Genomic DNA, 20,562 nt, shown 5'->3' with positions numbered 1-20,562 from the left:
CTCGTACGGCCCGATCGCGCGGCCCGGATGACGCGACCCTGCTGCCGGATCACCGGGCGGGGACGTAGGCTCGACTCCGTGCACAAATCGCCCACGCCTGCCCCCAGCACTCTGCGTGAACTGCGCGAGAGTGGACATCGATACCGGACGGTCAAGGCCGAGATCAGGGAGAACCTGCTGGCCAGGCTGCGTGCCGGCGAGCCCCGGTTCCCCGGCATCGTCGGCTTCGACGAGACCGTCCTGCCGCACCTGGAGAGGGCGCTGATCGCCGGGCACGACCTCGTGCTCCTCGGTGAGCGCGGCCAGGGCAAGACCCGGCTGATCCGCACCATCACCGGCCTGCTCGACGAGTGGTCGCCCGTGGTCAAGGGCTGTGAGATCAACGACCACCCGTACGCGCCGGTCTGCGTGCGGTGCCGCCGGCTGGCCGCCGCCCACGGCGACGACCTGCCGGTCGCGTGGAAGCACCGCGAGGACCGGTACGGCGAGAAGCTGGCCACCCCCGACACCTCCGTCGGCGACCTGATCGGCGACGTGGACCCCATCAAGATCGCCGAGGGCCGCACGCTCGGTGACCCCGAGACGGTGCACTACGGCCTGGTCCCCCGCACCAACAGAGGTGTCTTCTCCGTCAACGAGCTGCCCGACCTGGCCGAGCGCATCCAGGTGGCGCTGCTGAACGTGCTGGAGGAGCGCGACATCCAGGTCCGCGGCTACAACCTCCGCCTCCCCCTGGACGTCCTGCTCGTCGCCAGCGCCAACCCCGAGGACTACACCAACCGCGGCCGGATCATCACGCCGCTGAAGGACCGCTTCGGCGCGGAGATCCGCACGCACTACCCCCAGACGATCGAGGACGAGCTGGTCCTGATCCGCCAGGAGGCCGACCTCGACGAGCTCGGCGCCGACCTGCCCGACCACCTCGTGGAGGTGATCGCCAGGTTCACCCGCCTCGTCCGCGAGTCGACCGCCGTCGACTCCCGCTCCGGCGTGTCGGCGCGGTTCTCGATCGCCGCGGCCGAGACCGCCGCCGCCTCCGCCGTACGGCGGGCCGCGCTGACCGGGGAGGAACGGCCGGTCACGCGGGTGTGCGACCTGCCCGGCGTGGTCCACACGCTGCGCGGCAAGGTGGAGTTCGAGGTCAGCGAGGAGGGGCGGGAGGTCGACGTGCTCTCCCACCTGCTGCGCCGCGCGACCGCGGAGACCTTCCGCGGCACTCTCGGCGGGGCCGACCTCACGCCGCTGCTGGACCGGTTCGGCGAGGGCGCGCGGGTCGAGTCGGGCGATCTGGTGCCCGCCCCCGAACTGCTGCGCCGCATCGGCCGCGTCGAAGGGCTGTCGAAGATGATGACCAGGCTCGGCATGGGCGAGGGCGACGAGTCGCCCGGTCACGCCGCCGCGGCGCTGGAGTTCGCCCTGGAGGGGCTCTACCTGATGCGCAGACTGTCCAAGGACGAGACCGACGGCGGCACGGTGTACCGCACGTGAGCTACTTCTACCGGGAGTACCACGACGGGCCGGATCCGCTGGCTCCGCCGTACGACGTGCGCGCGGCCCTGGACGAGATGGGCGACGCCGTCCTGTCCGGCTCGACGCCGCTCGACGCGCTGCGCGACCTGCTGCGCCGGGGGCTGCCCGGCGCGCCCGGGCGCCGGGGCCTGGAGGATCTGCTCCGCCAGGTGCGGCGCCGCCGCCGGGAGCTGAGGGACGGCACCCGGCTCGACGGGACGCTGGAGCGGGCCCGCGCCCTGCTCGACAAGGCGATCGGCCAGGAGCGGGCGGAGCTCCAGCGGGAGTCCGAGGGCTCGGGAGAGGCCGGAGAGGCTCTGGACGACGCCCGGTTCCGGGAGGCGATGCTGGACACGCTGCCCTCCGACACCGCCCGCGCCGTGCAGGAGCTCGCCGGCTACGACTGGCGGTCGGCCGCCGCTCGGCAGACGTTCGAGGAGCTGCGCGACCTGCTGCGCAGGGAGGTCCTCGACAGCCGGTTCCGCGGCATGCGGGAGGCTCTGGCCAACCCCGATCCGACGGCGATGGAACGGGTCCGGCAGATGATGTCGGATCTCAACGACATGCTCGACCGGGACGCCCGGGGCGAGCACACCCAGGATGACTTCGACCGGTTCATGCAGAAATACGGGGACATGTACCCCGAGAATCCGCGGAACCTGGAGGAGCTGGTCGACCAGCTGGCCCGCCGCGCCGCCGCCGCCCAGCGGCTGCTGGCCTCGCTCACCCCCGAGCAGCGCGAGGAGCTGGCCGGGCTGATCAACCACACGCTGGAGCAGGCGGGCCTGGCCGAGCAGATGAGCCGGCTCGGCGAGGCCCTCCACGCCCGCCGCCCCGACCTCGCCTGGGGCGCTCCCGAACGCGTGTCGGGCGAGCGGCCGATGGAGATGGGCGACGCCGTGACCGCCCTGCAGGAACTGGCCGACCTCGGCGACCTGGAGTCCGCCCTCCGGCAGGACTACCCCGGCGCCCGGCTCGACGACATCGACGAGGAGGCCGTACGCCGGGCCCTCGGCCGTTCGGCGGTGGACGACCTGGAGTCCCTGCGCCAGGTCGAGCGCGAGCTGGAGGCCCAGGGCTACCTGCGGCGCAACCGCGGCAAGCTGGAGCTCACCCCCAAGGCCGTACGGCGGCTCGGCGAGACCGCCCTGCGCCGCGTGTTCTCCTCGCTCGAATCCGGCCGGCGCGGCGACCACGACCAGCGCGACGCCGGGACGGCCGGGGAGCCCACCGGATCGACCCGGCAGTGGCGCTTCGGCGACGAGCAGCCGATCGACGTCGTACGGACCGTCGTCAACGGCGTACGGCGGGGCGGGGGCGCCCCGGTGGCCCTGTCGGTGGACGACTTCGAGGTGGTGGAGACTGAGCGGCGCTCGGCGGCGGCCGTGTGCCTGCTGGTCGACCTGTCGTACTCGATGGCCCTGCGCGGCACCTGGGCGGCGGCCAAGCAGACCGCGCTGGCGCTCCAGGCGTTGGTGGCCTCGAAGTTCCCCCAGGACGCGGTGCAGATCATCGGCTTCTCGAACTACGCGCGGGTGCTGCGTCCGGACGAACTCGCCGGGCTCGAATGGGACATGGTGCAGGGCACCAACCTGCACCACGCGCTGCTGATCGCGGGCCGCCACCTGGACCGGCACCCCGACTTCGAGCCGGTGGTGCTCGTGGTGACCGACGGTGAGCCCACGGCGCACCTGATGCGGAACGGCGCGCCCCGGTTCGAGTGGCCGCCCTCGCAGGAGACGCTGACGCTCACGCTCGCCGAGGTGGACAAGATGACCCGGCGCCGCGCGACGCTGAACGTCTTCATGCTGGCCGCCGACGACCGGCTGCGCGAGTTCGTCAACGAGGTGGCCAGGCGCAACGGCGGCCGGGTCTTCTCCGCCAGCGCCGACCGGCTCGGCGAGTACGTCGTCAGCGACTTCCTGCGCGCCCGCCGCACCCGCTGAGCGGCCCCGGACGGGGTGCGACGGGCCCGCGCGTGGCACCCTGGTGGGACAGGGGCGTCACGGGGGACGGCCCCGCACCGGCGCGCCGCACGTGCGGACGGAGGCGTACGGACAGGCGGCACGATCCGATCGTGGGCCCGGAGTCCGGGGACCGTCGCCGGCGGGATCGATAATCCATTGCCGACCGGGCTGCAATCGGCGGACGATAGACAGACACTCCCCGTGTTCGCGCTGGTCGTTCCACACGCCGGTGGAAGGAGCGCTCCCATGTTCGCAGCAGTCGGCCTCGTCGTCCTGATGATCCTCACCGGAGTCCTCTACGAGATGTCGGTCCACAACCGCCCGCGCCGCCGGAAATGAGGCCGGGTGCCGGGACGCGCGGCCCGGCACGCCCTGTCCACGGCGCCGCGCTTCGTGCCGCGATGGGTGCGGTACGGAACCGACGCGATAGCCTCTGCCCCATGTCGCCTCTCGACCATCTGCTGCTGTGGCTGCACATAGGATTCGCGATCTTCGCGCTCGGCCCGCTGACGGCGGTCACGAGCGTCACGCCGCGCTACATCAGGGCCCGGGAGATCGGTGTGCTGCGCTATCTGCACCGTTCGACCCGGCTGTTCGGGCTGCTCACGATCGGGGTGTTCCTGTTCGGCCTGCTGCTGGGCCGCAGCGCCCTCGGCGCCCCGTACCTGTCGGTGTCGATGACGCTGTTCGTGGTGGCGGCCGTCCTGCTGGTGATCGTCGAGCGGGACCAGCGCACGGCGATCGAGGCGCTGTCCACCGAGTCGCCGGCGGACGACGCCAAGGTGCAGACCGGGCGGATCGCCGCGCTCGGCGGGATCAGCGCGTTGATCTGGCTCGTCATCCTCTTCCTGATGGTCTTCTTCAACCCCTGACGCTACCGGTCTAGCCTGATACACCGGTAGCACGCCTGGCCCGGCGTCTCTCCGTGAGACGCCGGGCCTTGGCCTGCGACCCGCAGTCGGCCATCGCGCACCAGCGGCGCGAGCCGTTGCGGCTGTGGTCGAGGAACAGCCAGCCACACCCGCCCTCCGCCAGGGGGCACACCCGCAGCCGCCGCAGGTCGGCCGTGGACAGGAACTCCACGGCCGCGTGGGCGAGCCGGTCCGGCACCAGGAGGGCGGGGCTGGTGCCCACCAACAGGTGGACCACCCGACCCGGGGCGGCCTCGGGAGCAGACGGGGCGCTCCCGGGGACAAGCGGGGCGGTGTCGGGGACAGGCAGGGCGCTCTCGGGAACGGGCGGAGCGCTCCCGGGGACAAGCGGGGCCGTGCCGGGGACGAGCGCCGAGCGCGCCGCGGCGCCCGCCCACCGCAGCCCGAGCCGTTCCAGCGCCGCGACGACCTCGGATTCCGCGCTCGGACGGCTTCCGGGGGCCGCTTCCGGCGAAGACGCCGCCGGCACCCCAGCCGCCGGTATGCCGGCCGTCGGCGCCCCGATTCCCGGCGCCCCGATCCCCGGTGTCCCGGCCGCCGGCAGGCCGGCCGCCAGCACGGTGTAGACGGACTCCCGGATCTCCAGGGCGGCGTGCCACGCCTGGGCGGCGGACGAGGGGACGGCCGACCAGGCGGCCGCCACCGCCCGCGCCTCCTCGGCGCCGGCGACTCCCGCGCGCTCCGCCCACGCCAGCAGGGCGGCGGGGCCGGGCAGGTACTCGTGATGCTCGGACCCGCCGGGCACCCGGGGCGCCACCGTGTTGACCAGGTCGAGCGCGAGATGTCCGCCGACGATGCGCGGATCACCGTTGTGGGCCTCAGTCACGCATGTCATGCTACCAGTAAATAGAGTTTTACCGGTAGCAGATGGAGGACACATGACGCCCTTACCGGGACGCCGGGAGAAGTGGGCGCTCGCCGCCCTCTCCGTGGCCTGTTTCGCCTACGTCACCACGGAGGTCCTGCCGATCGGGCTGCTCACCGTGATCGCGCACGATCTGCGCAGATCCCCGTCCGAGACCGGGTTCCTCGTCACCGGATACGCCGCCGTCGTGGTGCTGGCGTCGCTGCCGCTCACCCGGCTCACGTGGCGGGTGCCCCGGCGCGCCCTGCTCACCGCCACCCTGGCGGTGCTCGTGCTGGGCTCCCTGCTCACCGCCGTCGCGCCCGGCTACCCGGTCCTGCTCGGGGGGCGGCTGCTGATCGCGCTGACCCAGGCGCTCTTCTGGTCGGTCGTCGCCCCGACGGCCACCGCGATGTTCCCCCCTGCAGTACGCGGACGCGTGGTCGCCCGGATGGCGATCGGCAACGCGCTCGCGCCCGTCCTCGGCGTCCCCGCCGGGACGTGGCTCGGGCAGCAGGCGGGCTGGCGGGTGGCGCTCGCGGCGCTCGCGGTCCTCGGGCTCGTCACCTGCGTCGCGGTGGCCACGCTCCTGCCCCCGGCCGCCGCCGGGCCGGGAGGCGAGGACGGCGGGCAGGCGAGCCGCGCCCCCGCGCCCGACCTCGGGCGGTACGTGACCCTCGTCGTCGCCACCGTCGTCGGCGTGACCGGCTTTTTCACGGCGTACACGTACATCACGCCGTACCTGCTGGAAGTGGGGGGTTTCGCGCCGGGCTCGCTGAGCCCGCTGCTGCTCGCGGGCGGGGTGGCCGGGGTCACCGGCACCGTGCTGGTGGGCCGGGCGCTCGACCGGAGCCCCAGGGGCGCGCTGCTGACGCCGCTCGCCGTGATCACCTGCGCGTTGCTCGGCCTCCACGCCTTCGGCGCCGTCAAGGCCGCGACCGTCGTCTGCCTCTGCCTGGCGGGCATGGCCTTCAGCGCCCTCGCCGCCGCGATCCAGAACCGTACGCTCCAGATCGCCCCCGGCGGCACCGACCTCGCCTCCGCGGGGACGAGTTCGGCGTTCAACGTCGGGATCGCCGGCGGGTCGATGCTCGGCGGCGCGTTGATCGAGGGGCCCGGCGTCCACAGCGTGACCCTCGCCGGGTCGGTCCTGGCCGCCGTCGCGCTCGCCGCGCTGCTCGGCGAGCCCTGGGCGGCGACGGGCGCGCGATCGGCACGCGGGCGGGCGCCGGGCCGCCGGATCCGGTCGGCGAAACCGGCCGGGCGGACCTCCTGCCACACCTCCGCCTAGAGGAATCGGCGTGGATGGGGCGACGACGCTGCGAGGCGCCGTGGGCCACGTGCGGCAGGACTCAGCCCAGGGCTTGGGAGAGGTCCGCGAGCAGGTCGTCGATGCTCTCGATGCCGACCGACAGGCGCACCAGGTCGGCGGGAACCTCCAGCGGCGACCCCGCGGCGGAGGCGTGGGTCATCCGCCCGGGGTGCTCGATCAGCGACTCGACGCCGCCGAGGGACTCCCCGAGCGTGAACAGGCGGGCCCGGTCGCAGACCGCGACGGCCGCCTCCTCGCCACCCTCGACCCGGAAGGACACCATCCCGCCGAAACGCCGCATCTGCTTGGCCGCGACCTCGTGACCCGGGTGCTCGGGCAGGCCGGGGTAGAGGACCTGGACGACCTTCGGGTGCGACAGCAGCAGGTCGGCCACCCGCTCGGCGTTGTCGCAGTGCCGGTCCATGCGGATGCCCAGCGTCTTGAGCCCGCGCAGGGTGAGCCAGGCGTCGAACGGCCCGGCCACGGCGCCCATGGCGTTCTGGTGGTAGGCGAGCCGCTCGCCGAGGTCCGCCGACCGGGTCACCAGCGCCCCGCCGACCACGTCGGAGTGGCCGCCGACGTACTTGGTCGTCGAGTGGACCACCACGTCCGCGCCCAGGCCGAGCGGCTGCTGCAGGTACGGCGAGGCGAAGGTGTTGTCCACGACGAGCAGCGCGCCCGCGTCGTGCGCGACGTTCGCCAGCGCGGCGATGTCCGCGACGTTCAGCAGGGGGTTCGTGGGGGTCTCCACCCAGATCGCCCGCGTCCGCGGCTGTACGGCGGCGCGCACCGCGTCCACGTCTCCGAGCGGCACCGGGTCGAAGGTGACCCCCCACTCCTCCAGCACCCGGGCGAACAGCCGGTAGGTCCCGCCGTACGCGTCGTCCGGGATCACCACGTGGTCGCCCGGCTTGCAGACGGCGCGCAGCAGCGTGTCCTCCGCGGCCAGGCCCGACGCGAAGGCCAGCCCGCGCACGCCTCCCTCGACGGCGGCCAGCGCCTCCTCCAGGGCGGTCCTGGTGGGGTTGGCCGACCGGCTGTACTCGTATCCCGCCCGCAGGCCCCCCACGCCGTCCTGCTTGTAGGTGGAAACGGCATATATGGGAGGCACGACGGCACCCGTGTAGGGGTCGGCCTCCTGGCCCGCGTGGATGGCGAGGGTCTCGAAACCATGGTTCATGAGGTCGAGCGTAGCCGCCCGTCCCGCCTGGTCCCGGCGGGCGCGTCAGTGGCCGGCTCACAGACGGCCGAGGGGCCGGCCCGGTGGCCGGCCCGCTGGTCGGCTCAGTGGTTGGCTCAGTGGTTGGCTCAGTGGTTGGCTCAGTGGTTGGCGAGGAAGGCCAGCAGGTCCTGACGGGTGACCATGCCCACCGGCTTGCCGTCGTCGAGGACCACGGCGGCGTCGGCCTTCTCCAGCGCCTCGACCGCGCGGGCCACCGGCTCGCCGTAACCGATCATCGGCAGCGGCGCGGACATGTGGCCGCCGATCTCGTCCTCCGACCGCACCCGGCCGCGGTACAGGCCGTCCAGCAGGTCGCGTTCGACGATCGAGCCGACGACCTCCGCCGCCATGACCGGCGGCTCCTCCTTCATGACCGGGAGCTGGGAGACGTTGTACTCCCGCATGATCGAGATCGCGGTGCCGACCGACTCGTGCGGATGGACGTGCACGAACTCGGGCAGCCCGGACGACTTGCGGCCCAGCACGTCGCCGACCAGGCCCTCCTCGCTCGTCTCGGTGAGGAAGCCGTAGTCCGCCATCCACTCGTCGTTGAAGATCTTCGACAGGTAGCCGCGGCCGCCGTCCGGCAGCAGCACGACCACGACGTCGTCCGGCCCGGCCGCCTGGGCCACCCGCACCGCCGCGACCACCGCCATGCCGCACGAGCCGCCGACGAGCAGCGCCTCCTCCCGGGCGAGCCTGCGGGTCATGCCGAACGAGTCCTTGTCGGAGACCGCGATGATCTCGTCGCAGATCGTGGTGTCGTAGGTCGCGGGCCAGATGTCCTCGCCGACGCCCTCGACCAGGTACGGCCGGCCGGTGCCGCCCGAGTAGACCGACCCCACCGGATCGGCACCGATGATCTTCACCCGGCCGTCGGAGATCTCCTTCAGGTACCTACCCGTCCCACTGATGGTCCCCCCGGTGCCGATGCCGGCGACGAAGTGGGTGATCCTGCCCTCGGTCTGCTCCCAGATCTCCGGGCCGGTGGAGAGGTAGTGGCTCTCCGGGTTCCCGGGGTTGGAGTACTGGTCGGGCTTCCAGGCGTTCGGGACCTCGCGGGCCAGCCGGTCCGACACCGAGTAGTACGAGTCGGGGTGGTCCGGCGAGACGGCGGTCGGGCAGACGACCACCTCCGCGCCGTACGCCCGGAGCACGTTGACCTTGTCCTGGGCGACCTTGTCCGGGCAGACGAACAGGCAGCGGTAGCCCTTCTCCTGCGCCACGATGGCCAGGCCCACGCCGGTGTTGCCGGAGGTCGGCTCGACGATCGTGCCGCCGGGCTTGAGCGCGCCGCTCCGTTCGGCCGCCTCGATCATCCGCACCGCGATGCGGTCCTTCACCGAGCCGCCGGGGTTGAAGTACTCCACCTTGGCCAGCACCTGGGCGGGCGCGCCCGCCGTGACCTTGCGCAACCGGACGAGCGGGGTGTTCCCCATCAGCTCGATCAGCGAGTCGTGTACGCGCACCGCGAGGACCACCTTGTCCGCCCGAGGCCTGTCGGCCGTCTTCACGCCGGGGGTCCGTAGGGGTGGCCGGACCTCGGCGTGTCTCCTACTTTCAAACCGTACCGTCAGGTTCCACACCGTACCGTGAGGGTGAGGGCCGGTGATTCCGACATCCGGCGCGACGCGGGCCGCGCGGCGCATGGCGACCGCCGCCGCCCTGGGCGGGGGCGGCCTCACCGCCCTGGGAGCGATCACGTACGGCCTGCTCTTCGCCGAGGCCGCCGTCGCCCGCCGCATCGTGGGACAGCCGCACGGCCTCGCCGGCCCCGACGCCGACGGCCTGTACGGCGCCTATCCCGGGGAGCCGATCCGGATGGCCGTGCTCGGCGACTCGACCTCGGTCGGTCTCGGCATGACCCGCCCCGAGGAGACCCCCGGCGTACTGATCGCGTACGGCCTCGCCGAGGTGGCCGAGCGGCCGGTGCGCCTCACCGTGGCCGGGCGGTCGGGGGCCTCCTCCGCCTGCCTCGGCGGCCAGGTGGACCGCGTGCTGGAGACCCGCCCGGAGATCGCGATCATCTTCGTGGGGGCCAACGACGTGACCACGGCGACCCCGCCGGCCCGGGCCGTACAGCACCTGCGGGAGGCGGTGGGCAGGCTGCGCGAGGCCGGAGCGGAGGTGGTCGTGGGCACCTGCCCCGACCTCGGCACCGTGCGCCCGATCGCCCAGCCCCTGCGCTGGGTCACCCGGCGCTGGTCGCGCCGGCTCGCCGCGGCCCAGACGGTCGCCGTCGTCGAGACGGGCGGGCGGACCGTCGCGTTCGCCGACCTGCTCGGACCCGAGTTCGAGGCCAACCCGGCCGAGATGTTCGGACCTGATCGTTTTCATCCATCTGCCCGAGGTTACCTACAGGCCGCGTACGCAGTGCTACCGTCTGTATGCACCGCGTTGGGGTTGTGGCCCGAGCCGGAACCCGTACGCGTCGAAGGATCGCAACACCTCTTGGCCGCAATGGCCGTGGAGGAGCCCGGCACCGAGGTCACCGCGACCCGTGTCGCCGGCCGGGCGGTCGGCCCCCATGGACGGTGGGCGACGCTGCTCCGCCGGAGACCCGGGCCGCTTCCGAACGCCTAGAGCCGGTCACCTCCTGCGGCCGGGCCATCACCCCCTGTAGGAGCGAAATGATCCGGCCCCAGCCAGCCCACCTGAGACCCGCTCTGGCGCTCGCGGCGAGCGCCCTGCTGACCGGCGCCGCCCTCACCGGCTGCTCCGGCGGCGACGACGCCGCGAAGGACCGTCCGGCCTGGCACAACACGCAGGTGAACGCGGTCAGCCGGGCCACCACGGGAGGCGGCGTCGCGGCCGCCACCTCCATGCGGCCCGACGGCACGCTGGAGACCGTCGCCCTCGACCTGTCCACCGGCCGCCGCCTGTGGACGCACCCGGCGACGATGGTCGGACGGCTGCCGGGGATGGGGGTGCAGGCCCCCGCCACCGTCGAGACCGGCGTCGGCCAGGCCGTGGTGGTCACGCTCGACCCCTCCGGCGGGAAGAACGCCGTCCTCGTCGCCAGGGACGGGCGCACCGGGCGGCAGAAGTGGACCAGGCCGATGCGGTCCACCTTCGGGCCGCAGCGCTGCGGGCCGTACGTCTGCGTCTCCGAGGACACCGAGCTCGCCTCGGCCCGCGTCGTGGTGCTGAACCCGCGCGACGGCGCGCTGATGTGGCGCCTGCCCGGCATCGCCGAGGTCGAGTGGTCCGACCCGACCAGGGTGGTGCTGCTCAGGCTGGCCTCGCATCCGGTGCTGGAGGCGCGCACGCTGAAGGACGGCAAGGCCGTCTGGCAGTTGCCGATCGAGGACGCCCTCGGCCCCGGCGTCGACCTGAGCGGGGGCTGGGCCTTCGGCGCGACCGGCGACAAGATCGTCGGGTACGTCGCGCCGTACACCAACCCGCAGACCAAGCAGACCTCGGCGTTCGGCCTGTTCTCGGCGCGCCTCACCGACGGGGCCGTCGACTGGATGCGGCCGTCCGTCGTCCGCGTCTACCCCAGCGGCAACCCCGCGTACGCGCCGATCGTCCGGCCGGTGGACGAGCAGGGCCAGTACGGCGGGTTCGCCCGGCTCGACGCCGAGAGCGGGCGGGTCCTGGGGCAGATCACCCCCGCCCAGGTGCCAGGGTCGGGCTGGTGGCTGGCCTTCCCCAGGGACATGGACCGGCTCGGCTTCCTCAAGCGCGACGCCCCCGGCTCGGTCTTCGACCTCAGCACCGGGGAGCCGACACCCGTGAGCGGCGCGAGCGGGTGGTCGTTCTGCGTCACCGACCCCAAGCCGCTGCCGCTGCGCGGCATGATCCCCGGGTTCTACTCGATCGCGGCGCTGTGCGAGTTCGACCTCGCCACGGGCAGGCGCAAGAGCTCCTCCGCCGCGCCGCCCTCCTGGTTCACCGGCAGCCAGAACGGCTGGCGCCTGTGGCGTGACGAGAAGGGCGGCCTCCACGCCGTCAACGACCACACCACCACCGCCCCCGGCATGTACGGGTAGGCGGGGCGTGGCGGGCGGCGTACCGGGGGGTAACCTCCGGGAAGGAGGCCCCGCGAACCCTGGGTGGAGGGGCACGAGTTCAGGCAGGAGAGTCACATGCCCGAGGCAGTCATCGTGGCGACCGCGCGGTCGCCGATCGGCCGCGCCTTCAAGGGGTCACTCAAGGACATCCGTCCCGACGACCTGACCGTGCAGATGGTCCGCGCCGCGCTGGCGAAGGTGCCGCAGCTCGACCCGGCCGACATCGACGACCTCATGCTGGGCTGCGGCCTTCCGGGCGGCGAGCAGGGCCACAACCTGGGCCGGGTGGTGTCGGTGCTGCTCGGCCTGGACAACGTGCCCGGAACCACCGTGACCCGCTACTGCTCCTCCTCGCTCCAGACGACCCGGATGGCGTTCCACGCCATCAGGGCGGGCGAGGGCGACGTGTTCGTCTCGGCGGGCGTCGAGACCGTCTCCCGCTTCGGGAACGGCAGCTCGGACCTGCCCGACGCGCAGAACCCGCTGTTCGACGAGGCCAAGGCCCGGACGGAGGAGACCGCGAAGGGCGGGGGCCCGGTGTGGCACGACCCGCGTGCGGACGGCGCGCTGCCCGACATCTACCTCGCCATGGGACAGACCGCCGAGAACGTGGCCGCCCTGAAGGGCGTCTCGCGGCGCGAGCAGGACGAGTTCGGCGTGCGGTCGCAGAACCTCGCGGAGAAGGCCATCGCCAACGGCTTCTGGGACGGCGACATCACGCCGGTCACGCTGCCCGACGGCACCGTGGTGAGCAAGGACGACGGCCCCAGGGCCGGCACGACGTACGAGGCGGTCGCGCAGCTCAAGCCGGTCTTCCGGCCGGACGGCACGGTGACGGCGGGCAACTGCTGCCCGCTGAACGACGGCGCCGCCGCGGTGATCGTCATGAGTGACGTCAAGGCGGCCCAGCTGGGCATCACGCCGCTCGCCAGGATCGTGTCGACCGGCGTCACGGGCCTGTCCCCCGAGATCATGGGCCTCGGCCCGATCGAGGCGTCGCGCCAGGCCCTCACCCGGGCCGGCATGTCGATCGACGACGTGGACCTGGTCGAGATCAACGAGGCGTTCGCCGCCCAGGTGATCCCCTCCTACCGCGAGCTCGGCATCGACATCGACCGGCTCAACGTCAACGGCGGGGCGATCGCAGTGGGCCACCCGTTCGGCATGACCGGCGCCCGCATCACCTCCACGCTGGTCAACAGCCTGCGGTTCCACGACAGGTCGATCGGCCTGGAGACCATGTGCGTCGGCGGCGGCCAGGGCATGGCGATGGTGCTGGAGCGGCTGTCCTGAACGTGACCCCCGCGCCGGGACCGCCCCGGCGCGGGCGGCACATGGGGTGGTCAGCCGTGGTGGTCGGGACCGGCGCGGGTGGGCTCGATGCGGATGATCACGCGCTTGTCCCGGACCATCGCCTCGCGGTAGTCGTCCCAGTCCGGGTGCTCCCCGCTGATGTCGCGGTAGTACCGGATCAGCGGCTCCATCGCCTCGGGCAGCGGGACGACCTCCGCCTTGCCCTCGATCTGGACCCACGCGCCGAAGAACGCGTCGGTCGTCACGGTCAGCACGACCTGGGGGTTGTTGCGGAGGTTGCGGGTCTTCACGGCGGTCTCGCGGCTGCTGACCACGATGTGGCCGTCCTCGTCACAGCCGACGGTGACCGGAGAGGTCTGCGGGCGTCCGTCCGGATGCCAGGTCAGCATGACCGCTCGGTGGTTGTTCCTGACGAACTCACGCGCCTTGTCGAGATCCATGAAGACAATGATGCGCCCGCACCTGACCGGTGCGGGCGCGTTTCTGCTTGTGCGGGCCGGTCGCTAGAAGCGCCGACGCCGCTCGTGCTCGCGGACGATCGCGGCGGCGTAGCCGTGACTCAGCCCGTGCTCGTCGGCGAGCCAGTTGGCCCGCTCCTCACAGCGCAGGAACGACGGACCGTTGTCGATGGCTTCGAACCACTCGGGGAGTTCACGCCCGGTTATGGACGGGACGCGGGCGATCAGCTTGGTCTGGGTCTCCGGTGAGTGGTTCAACGACATGGGCACCTCCACGGAAAAGGCTGCTTTGTGTCACAGTGCATCACCGGTCCGCGCTTGACAAGCCCCCAACGGCATCGTTTTGTTACAGGATGTTGATCCAAACTTACAGAACCGATCACCGAATCCTGCTATAGCACCAAAAAAGGAGCGCCGCTCCGGGAGGAACGGCGCCCTGCTCACCCCGCGATCGGGAGGTGCCCGGTGGACCTTCGGCAGGTCCCGCGGGCACCGGCTAGTCGTTGTTCGTGAAGTAGCTGATGAACCGGAGGATCTCCAGGTAGAGCCAGACGAGGCTCAGCGTCAGGCCGAACGCCATCAGCCAGGAGTAGCGCTCCGGCACGCCGGCCCGCACCCCCTGCTCGATCTCGCTGAAGTCGAGCAGCAGGAAGAAGCAGCCAAGCAGGATCATGCCGATGCTGAAGATCCAGCCGATCGGGCTGTCGGTACGCAGCCCCAGGCCACCGCTGACGAAGATGCTCGCGATCCAGTTGATCAGCATCAGGCCGATCGCCCCGAACGCGGCGGCGACCACGAACTTGGCGAACTTCGGCGTCGGCCGGAAGATCTTCAGCGCGTACACCGCGAGCGTGCCGCCGAAGGCGACCATCGTGCCGAGCACGGCCTGCAGGACGATGCCGTTGTAGACCGTCTCGTACATGTGGCTCAGCACGCCGATGGCGATGCCGTAGCAGAGGGAGTAGCCGAGGATCAGCGCCGGGTTCGTGCTCTGCTTGAACGACACGATGAGCCCGAGGATCAGACCCACGATCATCGCGGGTGCCGCGAGCCCCCAGCCGACGTTGAAGTACCACGCCAGGGCGGCCGAGACGACGAGCGTGCCGAGCGTCATGAAGCCGCGCATCACGACGTCGTCCATCGTCATGGCGCGCGCCGCCGGCGGAGCGTAGGAGGGGGCGGCGTACATGTCGTTCAGTTCGTGCACGCTGGGCGTCGGGCCGGTCCACGTCTGCTGACCAGCCGGACCGCGCCGACTGAATATCGGGTTCTTGCTCTCCATCCGCTTCCTCCAGGACGCGACTTGCCGATCAGCCGCTGGGGCGGCCAGTGGGGACATGCCCGGGGAGCGGTGTTCCTCGAACGTGTCTCGCATGGAACGCCACCCCGCCACAATGGCAACGTTCGGCCCCCCGGTGGGGTTCCCGCCACCTGGTAAGGAAAAAAGCCGGGACTCCCGGTTGGGTCAGAGCCGGGCGAACCAGTCCCGTACGGCCTGGCGCCCTCCCCCGCCGAGCGCCGCCATCAGCGCGTACCGCGCCTTGACCGGGGCGAGCCCTCGGGCTCCGATCGCGCCGACCTTCGCCGCGAGCCCGTAGCCGGGCGGCAGGGCCTCCAGGGGAACCGGCCGGGTGCGGCACCGCGAGGCGACCACCACCGGGATGTCCCACTCCGCCAGTTCGCTGATCGTCGTGAAAAGCCCGACGGGGACGTTCCCGGCGCCGGTCCCCTCCAGCACGACCCCCCTGGCCCCGGCGTCCACGACGGCCGTGAGGAGCACCGGATCCATCTCCGGGTAGGTCTTGACCAGTGCCACGTTCGTCTCCGGCTCCCCCTCCTGCTCCGGAGGCCGGGGCGGCGGCGCGGCGCACATCTCGACCCCGCCGTCCGCGACCCGGCCGAGCACCGGCGCGGGAGCGGACGAAAGAGCCGTCACCGCCGTCGCGTCGGCCATGGTCACCCAGCGGGCCGCGTGCAGTTCGTCCCCGGCGCACACCACCGCGCCCACTCCTCGCAGAGCGGGGTCGGCCGCGGCGACCAGGGACGACGCGAGGTTGCGCGGCCCGTCACTCGACAACGCGTCGAGCGGCCGTACGGCCCCGGTGAACACGATGCCGCCCCGGTGCGCGGCCGGTCCCGCGAGGAGGTCGGTGAGGAAGGCGGTCTCCTCGACGGTGTCCAGCCCGTGGGTGACGATCACGCCGTCGAACCCCTCGTCGAGCAGGGCCGTACGCACCCGCCGGGCCAGCGACAGCATCGTGGCGGGCGAGGTGTCCCAGCTCGGCTCGGCCCGCACGTCCTCGGTGACGACCTCCAGGCCGAGATCCGAACCGAGATCCGGGCGTGGGCCTGCGCCAAGATCCGCACCGAGATCTGCACCGAGGTACGCGCTGAGGTCCCCGGTGCTGCCGGCCACGAGGTCGGCAGCGGGGTCCGCGCCGGGATCCGCGCCGAGGCCGCGGGACACGGCGGCCAGCAGGTCGTCCGCCGTCGCCAGTCCCGGCCGCGAGGTCCGCCGGGCGTACGCCATGACGTCGCCTGTGGCGACCAGCAGCACCCGTGCGGTCACGGCGTCTCGTCCTCGGCCGATCCGGCGACACCGGCGTGCCGCTCCAGACGTTCGACGCGTTCGAGGAGCGGCGCGATCTCCCGGCGGACCACGGCCGCCACCATCTGGACCGCTTCCCGGATCTGCGCCGCACCATCGCCCTGTGCCGCCGTGCCACCGCTCTGTTGCCCCGCACCGCCCTGTCCCGAGCCGCCCTGTACGGAACCTGCGGCTTCCTGTGCCTGCGCCCGCAGGTGGACGTAGCCGGCGAGCGCCGCGACGACCGTACGGCGGGTGAGGCGGGGCTCGGCTCCCCGCGCCCGCAGCACCTCCCCGGCGATCCCCTCCGGCTCGGCGGCCAGGCCGAGCAGCAGGTGCTCGCACCCGATGTAGTTGTGCCCGAGCGACTGGGCCTCGGCGACGGCCAGTTCCAGGGCGTTGGCCGCCAGGGCGTCGAATCGGCCGGGCCCGGCGGCCGGTTCGCCGTCCTCCTCCCGCGCGGGCTCCTCACCCGTCTCGGGCGCGCTCTCCCCGGCCTGGCCGGCCTGGCCGATTCGCCCGGCCTCGGAGCGTACGGCGGGGTGGCGGGCCGCCAGGTCGCGCTCGACCAGCGCTGGCTCGATCTCCATCGCTCGCAGGACGTGCAGCGCCAGGTTGGTGCCCTCGGCCAGCATCGCCGCCAGCAGGTGCTCGGTACCGACTCCGGGGGCATCCTCACCCCGGGCGCGCTCCAGCGCGAGCCGGAAGACCGCGCGGGTCCGCGGCGTGAAGTGCGACAACCGCGGATCGTCGATCTCCAGATCACCGAGGATGCTCTCCCGGATGGCCGTCACCCGCCGTACGGCCTGCTCCAGTGCCCGCTGGCAGATCGCGGACACCGGCAGGGAGGCCTCCTTCACCGCCTCCGCCAGATCATCGGGCAGATACACATTGATTTTCGGCATAACCCCCTTGTACCCCCACAGGGGTTACATGTCCACCCCGAGCAACGCCGACGTTTCCGAAGCGGCCTTGGACACGAGCGGGGCTGACAGCGCACACTGAGGGGCAGGCGATCAAGACGGAGAGAGATGGCACTAGCGAGTAAGGGGTCACGGCCCATCACGGTCGGCGAGACCCAGTACCGCTGGACGGTGCGCAAGAAGCCGACCTACAGCCAGGGGAACGGCTGGACCCCCTTGACGTTCGCGGTGGAGCACGGTGTGCGGTCAGGCAGCGTTCTCGTGGTCTCTCTGCCATGCGTCCATCCGCGCGGCTGGTCCCTGGGCAGGTCGACGACAGTGAGGCCGGCACTTGTGGCCTCGGCGATCCGCACCGCCCTGGTCCGTGGGTGGAGACCGTCTGAAGCGGGGCCGGCGTTCCGCCTCGGTCTGCTGGAAGAGGAACTGCCGAAAGGAACCGTCTGGTTCACCGCGACCACCTGATTACAGGGGAAGGGCGGATACCTCGTCAGCGGCATTCCGGCCCAGAGGATTTGTCTGCTCAAGAGTTCGCGCCGACGCGGGCACACCAGGGGCACGGCTTCTGTGTGGACGTTCGAATTCGGCCGAAGTCGGCCGGACGGTCACGATCGGCCCGTGGGCGCGCTCCCGCAGGTCACGGGCTTGTTGGGCGAGGCGGCACACAGTGCCCCCGGTGGGACTCGAACCCACACCACAGCCCTTTTAAGGGGTCCCTCTACCCGGCCTCTGCGTACCCTTTGAGCTGGCACAACCGCTCTTCGCTGCGCCTCTTGTGGTCATCCTGGGCATGCATGGGGCACAGGCCCCAGCTACCGGCCTCTCAGGCCTGGCTCACTCATCCGTGGCGGCGGCCTTTGTAGTCGGCGGCGCCTGCACGTAGGTGCCCTTGCCGTGGACGCTGCGGATGAGGCCCCGTTCACGCGGCTCCTTCGTGGCCCGCTTGCCAGTCATTTGGGGTACGCCTGCCCCTGTGAGGCTGTGGTCTAAGAGCTGGTTTCCCACAGCAGGTACGACAGGATTCACATGGCCATCCAGCCCGGACCACCAGAGCACGCCTACACGGACGGCTGGTGACGTGCAGAGGCGAATGGTGGCATCGCCTCATTCGGGCCAGGCACGGTAGAAGACGCGGCGAACCAGCTCCGACATCGTCGCGCTTGTCATCAGCACGATTCGATCACGTGCCCTCAACTAGAGGCTGTGCTGCTACAAGATAACCCCATGCGAAAGAGGATACGCGCCCAGTTCCACGCTCTTCGGCAACACGGACTCGTCACCGCCCTGTTCACATTCGGCATTCTACTCGCCACAATCACTATAATTCAGAAGCTTTTCCTGAAAAAGCTTTGGGTCCATATTACAACAATCGACGCATCGTTATTTCCTGCCACAATCGCAGTGATATTACTAGTCGCTTCTATAGTGATACTAATTCGAAAGCGGCAACCAAAGACTACAGATCGAAAGCCCCTTAGAACCCTTCCCGGGTGGATGGTAGTGCTTGGTTTGGCACTTATCGGGACCTCTATGTGGATCAGCACTACAATCCTTCTTAATGAAGCCAGTGTCGTTACAAACAACAATCTTGAACTAGCTAAGCTCCGAAGCGAAGCAATTCGAACAGGGCTAACCGTCGGGGCCGGGACGGGCGGAGCCGTAGCGCTTCTACTCTCCATGCGCCGCCAATGGCTGAGCGAACGAGCACAGAAGCATCAGGAAGAGGTATCTGCTGTCACCGAACTGTACAGCAAGGCCGTCGAACAATTAGGTAGCGATAAAGCACCTGTGCGACTTGCTGCGCTTTATGCGTTAGAACGACTGGCGGATGACCATGTACATCAGCGCCAAACTATCGTAAACGTATTGTGCGCATACCTTCGAATGCCATTCGAATCTCCCCGGTCACCAAAGGATCTAGACGATGGCCAAGATATCGATCCTGATGTGTCAGCTCCTTTAATGGAGGAGTACCGGAGAGGTCGGCAAGAGATGGAAGTCAGGAAAACAGCGCAGCGCATATTGGCTAACCATCTCGGGCACGTGGATGCAGGTGACGTACTCCAGTGGAAGAATGTCGACCTAGATCTCAACCATGCCACACTACTTTCTGCAGACTTTCGAGGTTGCCGCATCCGAAAGGCCGACTTTCAATATGCCGAGTTTCATGGCGCTACCCTATTTGAAGGCGCACAGTTCGCAGCGAATGCTAATTTCGCGAACGCTAAATTCAACATCATGGCCAACTTTGACGGTGTCAGATTCGAAGACGACGCCCGCTTCACTAGTGCCTTTTTCAGCGAGGTAAGCTTCACAGGTTCACAATTCTACACACTGGCCGACTATGACTGGGCGAGATTCTATGAAGAAGCCACCTTTAAGCATCTGGTCGTTGCAGGTGAGTTTTGGTTCCAAGAAGCCTCAGCGTTTGACGTCGTTTATTTCTCCGGGTCCGATTTTCATCAGGCCGCCGACTTCAGTAGATCGAAATTTCATGAAGAGCTCTGGTTAGATTCCGCAACCTTCATGAGTTCAGCTTACTTTCTTGATGTCCACGCAAGACTGGCCACTTTCGATAAGGCAATTTTTGCGGGCACCACCCGATTCAAGCGATCGATCTTCGTTGAAGTCTCATTCGATGAGGCCCAATTTCACGCCTCGGCCACGTTAGATGGACTTAAATATGACTCCATTCACACTCTCGGCTGCCGTTTCTATGGACCACCGTCCACCCATTCCGCGCCTAACAAGCTGAAGCTATCGATGCCCGCAGGCTCGGACTACTCCTCTCTTGTCCCCTCCGAGTCCAGCGTGCCCACGACCGACGTTGACTTGCAGGATGGCCCATCCACACCCGACGCTGAACCGGAGCCCAAGGACCCTCCCGAGGCGTAAGTTCTTTGTCTGCCTTTCACTGGCAGCGACAGGTAATTCTTCTTAAGCCGGTCACCTCGTACGCCGTCGGGCCGCCGCCGTAGCTACGGGCGGGCCTGCAACGGAGGCGCGAGCCGGGCCTCATTGCGCGTCAACCGGTCACCGTTCCTCAAGCAATGAAAGGCAGCGACTGACGTAGCCGACCTGCTCATGCACGGCCAGATCTCGACCACGCTCACCGCTACACGCGCCCCTCCTGGCTGCGGAACCAACCGGGTTCGGGGCGGTCTCCGCTCCTTCAGCAGGAGAAAGGCCCATCAGGTGGATCGCCTGACAGGCGTTCGTCGTGGTGGCTTTGGGGGATTTGAACCCCAGACCCCTTCGATGCGAAGCCACTTGATCGGCTTCAGATGCTGCATGACCGGGGTGAACGCCAGCCAGGAGCGCGCGCTGTCGTTCGCTGGCGCGAAGCACGGCTACTTCGACGACTAGATGATTGATTCCAAGGGCTGAGGTTCGCGAACTGCCTGCGGACATGAAGCGAGGGTGTCCAAGATCGATTTGTGACGAAAGACCTGGACACCCTCGCCACCGCACTGTACGTGAAGAT

17 protein-coding genes and 1 tRNA gene are annotated in these 20,562 nt (G+C 70.0%); 9 read left to right on the top strand and 9 right to left on the bottom strand.

Annotated elements, in window-relative coordinates; genetic code table 11:
- Positions 1 to 78: 78 nt before the first annotated feature.
- The 3 genes from HHX33_RS30715 (at position 79) to HHX33_RS30705 (ending at position 4,348) form a co-directional block, all read left to right on the top strand.
- The gene (locus HHX33_RS30715; RefSeq protein WP_310741598.1) at positions 79 to 1,488 is read left to right on the top strand and encodes a sigma 54-interacting transcriptional regulator; all 1,410 of its coding nucleotides are present in this window, start codon (positions 79 to 81) and stop codon (positions 1,486 to 1,488) included.
- Complete coding sequence (locus tag HHX33_RS30710; RefSeq protein ID WP_182877641.1) at positions 1,485 to 3,455, top strand: vWA domain-containing protein; 1,971 nt, start codon at positions 1,485 to 1,487, stop codon at positions 3,453 to 3,455. Before HHX33_RS30715 ends, HHX33_RS30710 begins: the two co-directional genes overlap by 4 nt.
- Positions 3,456 to 3,916: 461 nt before the next feature.
- Positions 3,917 to 4,348 carry a hypothetical protein gene (locus HHX33_RS30705; protein ID WP_117409295.1) on the top strand — a complete coding sequence of 144 codons (432 nt, stop codon included), beginning with the start codon at positions 3,917 to 3,919 and terminating at the stop codon, positions 4,346 to 4,348.
- 10 nt (positions 4,349 to 4,358) lie between these two features.
- On the opposite strand, the gene HHX33_RS36775 is transcribed toward HHX33_RS30705, so the two are convergent.
- On the bottom strand, positions 4,359 to 5,234 hold the full coding sequence (locus HHX33_RS36775) for a CGNR zinc finger domain-containing protein (RefSeq protein ID WP_310741597.1): 876 nt from the start codon (positions 5,232 to 5,234) through the stop codon (positions 4,359 to 4,361).
- A gap of 52 nt (positions 5,235 to 5,286) precedes the next feature.
- Between HHX33_RS36775 and HHX33_RS30695 the strand changes: the two genes are divergently transcribed.
- Positions 5,287 to 6,543: an MFS transporter gene (locus HHX33_RS30695; RefSeq protein ID WP_182877640.1), complete on the top strand. Its 1,257-nt coding sequence runs from the start codon at positions 5,287 to 5,289 to the stop codon at positions 6,541 to 6,543.
- 61 nt (positions 6,544 to 6,604) lie between these two features.
- Here the strand turns inward: HHX33_RS30695 and HHX33_RS30690 are convergent, their stop codons facing one another.
- Together HHX33_RS30690 and HHX33_RS30685 are read right to left on the bottom strand one after the other, a co-directional pair.
- Positions 6,605 to 7,744, bottom strand: a complete 1,140-nt coding sequence (locus tag HHX33_RS30690; protein ID WP_117410456.1) for a cystathionine gamma-synthase — start codon at positions 7,742 to 7,744, stop codon at positions 6,605 to 6,607.
- 140 nt (positions 7,745 to 7,884) lie between these two features.
- Positions 7,885 to 9,255 carry a cystathionine beta-synthase gene (locus HHX33_RS30685; RefSeq protein WP_182877671.1) on the bottom strand — a complete coding sequence of 457 codons (1,371 nt, stop codon included), beginning with the start codon at positions 9,253 to 9,255 and terminating at the stop codon, positions 7,885 to 7,887.
- Between the two features lie 178 nt (positions 9,256 to 9,433).
- Between HHX33_RS30685 and HHX33_RS30680 the strand changes: the two genes are divergently transcribed.
- The 3 genes from HHX33_RS30680 (at position 9,434) to HHX33_RS30670 (ending at position 13,092) form a co-directional block, all read left to right on the top strand.
- Positions 9,434 to 10,369, top strand: coding sequence for an SGNH/GDSL hydrolase family protein (locus tag HHX33_RS30680; RefSeq protein WP_182877670.1), 936 nt, complete (start codon positions 9,434 to 9,436; stop codon positions 10,367 to 10,369).
- 47 nt (positions 10,370 to 10,416) lie between these two features.
- Positions 10,417 to 11,778, top strand: coding sequence for a PQQ-binding-like beta-propeller repeat protein (locus HHX33_RS30675; protein WP_182877639.1), 1,362 nt, complete (start codon positions 10,417 to 10,419; stop codon positions 11,776 to 11,778).
- 96 nt (positions 11,779 to 11,874) lie between these two features.
- Positions 11,875 to 13,092, top strand: a complete 1,218-nt coding sequence (locus tag HHX33_RS30670; RefSeq protein ID WP_182877638.1) for an acetyl-CoA C-acetyltransferase — start codon at positions 11,875 to 11,877, stop codon at positions 13,090 to 13,092.
- A 50-nt stretch (positions 13,093 to 13,142) separates the two neighbouring features.
- Here the strand turns inward: HHX33_RS30670 and HHX33_RS30665 are convergent, their stop codons facing one another.
- From HHX33_RS30665 to HHX33_RS37530, 5 genes are all read right to left on the bottom strand, one after another.
- Positions 13,143 to 13,553: a PPOX class F420-dependent oxidoreductase gene (locus HHX33_RS30665; protein WP_182877637.1), complete on the bottom strand. Its 411-nt coding sequence runs from the start codon at positions 13,551 to 13,553 to the stop codon at positions 13,143 to 13,145.
- Between the two features lie 63 nt (positions 13,554 to 13,616).
- Positions 13,617 to 13,835: a DUF4287 domain-containing protein gene (locus HHX33_RS30660; protein ID WP_117410461.1), complete on the bottom strand. Its 219-nt coding sequence runs from the start codon at positions 13,833 to 13,835 to the stop codon at positions 13,617 to 13,619.
- A 232-nt stretch (positions 13,836 to 14,067) separates the two neighbouring features.
- A complete protein-coding gene (locus HHX33_RS30655) occupies positions 14,068 to 14,853 on the bottom strand; it encodes a Bax inhibitor-1/YccA family membrane protein (RefSeq protein WP_182877636.1) in 786 nt (261 codons plus the stop codon).
- Positions 14,854 to 15,036: 183 nt separating this feature from the next.
- On the bottom strand, positions 15,037 to 16,140 hold the full coding sequence (locus HHX33_RS30650) for an asparaginase (protein ID WP_310741595.1): 1,104 nt from the start codon (positions 16,138 to 16,140) through the stop codon (positions 15,037 to 15,039).
- Positions 16,137 to 17,063, bottom strand: coding sequence for a Clp protease N-terminal domain-containing protein (locus HHX33_RS37530; RefSeq protein ID WP_182877635.1), 927 nt, complete (start codon positions 17,061 to 17,063; stop codon positions 16,137 to 16,139). Before HHX33_RS37530 ends, HHX33_RS30650 begins: the two co-directional genes overlap by 4 nt.
- A 126-nt stretch (positions 17,064 to 17,189) precedes the next feature.
- Here HHX33_RS37530 and HHX33_RS30640 point away from each other — a divergent pair, with 126 nt between their 5' ends.
- Positions 17,190 to 17,543, top strand: a complete 354-nt coding sequence (locus HHX33_RS30640) for a hypothetical protein (RefSeq protein WP_220502385.1) — start codon at positions 17,190 to 17,192, stop codon at positions 17,541 to 17,543.
- Between the two features lie 203 nt (positions 17,544 to 17,746).
- Here the strand turns inward: HHX33_RS30640 and HHX33_RS30635 are convergent.
- Positions 17,747 to 17,828, bottom strand: a tRNA-Leu gene (locus HHX33_RS30635).
- A gap of 780 nt (positions 17,829 to 18,608) precedes the next feature.
- On the opposite strand from HHX33_RS30635, the gene HHX33_RS30630 reads away from it, so the two are divergent.
- Positions 18,609 to 19,973, top strand: a complete 1,365-nt coding sequence (locus HHX33_RS30630) for a pentapeptide repeat-containing protein (protein ID WP_182877634.1) — start codon at positions 18,609 to 18,611, stop codon at positions 19,971 to 19,973.
- Positions 19,974 to 20,562: the final 589 nt, after the last annotated feature.

This window comes from Microbispora sp. H10670 (assembly GCF_014161385.1).
Classification (GTDB): domain Bacteria; phylum Actinomycetota; class Actinomycetes; order Streptosporangiales; family Streptosporangiaceae; genus Microbispora; species Microbispora triticiradicis.
This window is presented reverse-complemented; position numbering and strand designations above follow the sequence as displayed.

Excerpts from the sequence above, each read along its gene's own strand:
- HHX33_RS30705 (WP_117409295.1), top strand. The coding sequence starts at position 3,917 with ATGTCGCCTCTCGACCATCTGCTGCTGTGGCTGCACATAGGATTCGCG.
- HHX33_RS30695 (WP_182877640.1), top strand. The coding sequence starts at position 5,287 with ATGACGCCCTTACCGGGACGCCGGGAGAAGTGGGCGCTCGCCGCCCTC.
- HHX33_RS30690 (WP_117410456.1), bottom strand. The coding sequence starts at position 7,744 with ATGAACCATGGTTTCGAGACCCTCGCCATCCACGCGGGCCAGGAGGCC.
- HHX33_RS30680 (WP_182877670.1), top strand. The coding sequence starts at position 9,434 with ATGGCGACCGCCGCCGCCCTGGGCGGGGGCGGCCTCACCGCCCTGGGA.
- HHX33_RS30675 (WP_182877639.1), top strand. The coding sequence starts at position 10,417 with ATGATCCGGCCCCAGCCAGCCCACCTGAGACCCGCTCTGGCGCTCGCG.
- HHX33_RS30670 (WP_182877638.1), top strand. The coding sequence starts at position 11,875 with ATGCCCGAGGCAGTCATCGTGGCGACCGCGCGGTCGCCGATCGGCCGC.
- HHX33_RS30665 (WP_182877637.1), bottom strand. The coding sequence starts at position 13,553 with ATGGATCTCGACAAGGCGCGTGAGTTCGTCAGGAACAACCACCGAGCG.
- HHX33_RS30660 (WP_117410461.1), bottom strand. The coding sequence starts at position 13,835 with ATGTCGTTGAACCACTCACCGGAGACCCAGACCAAGCTGATCGCCCGC.
- HHX33_RS30655 (WP_182877636.1), bottom strand. The coding sequence starts at position 14,853 with ATGGAGAGCAAGAACCCGATATTCAGTCGGCGCGGTCCGGCTGGTCAG.
- HHX33_RS37530 (WP_182877635.1), bottom strand. The coding sequence starts at position 17,063 with ATGCCGAAAATCAATGTGTATCTGCCCGATGATCTGGCGGAGGCGGTG.
- HHX33_RS30640 (WP_220502385.1), top strand. The coding sequence starts at position 17,190 with ATGGCACTAGCGAGTAAGGGGTCACGGCCCATCACGGTCGGCGAGACC.
- HHX33_RS30630 (WP_182877634.1), top strand. The coding sequence starts at position 18,609 with ATGTGGATCAGCACTACAATCCTTCTTAATGAAGCCAGTGTCGTTACA.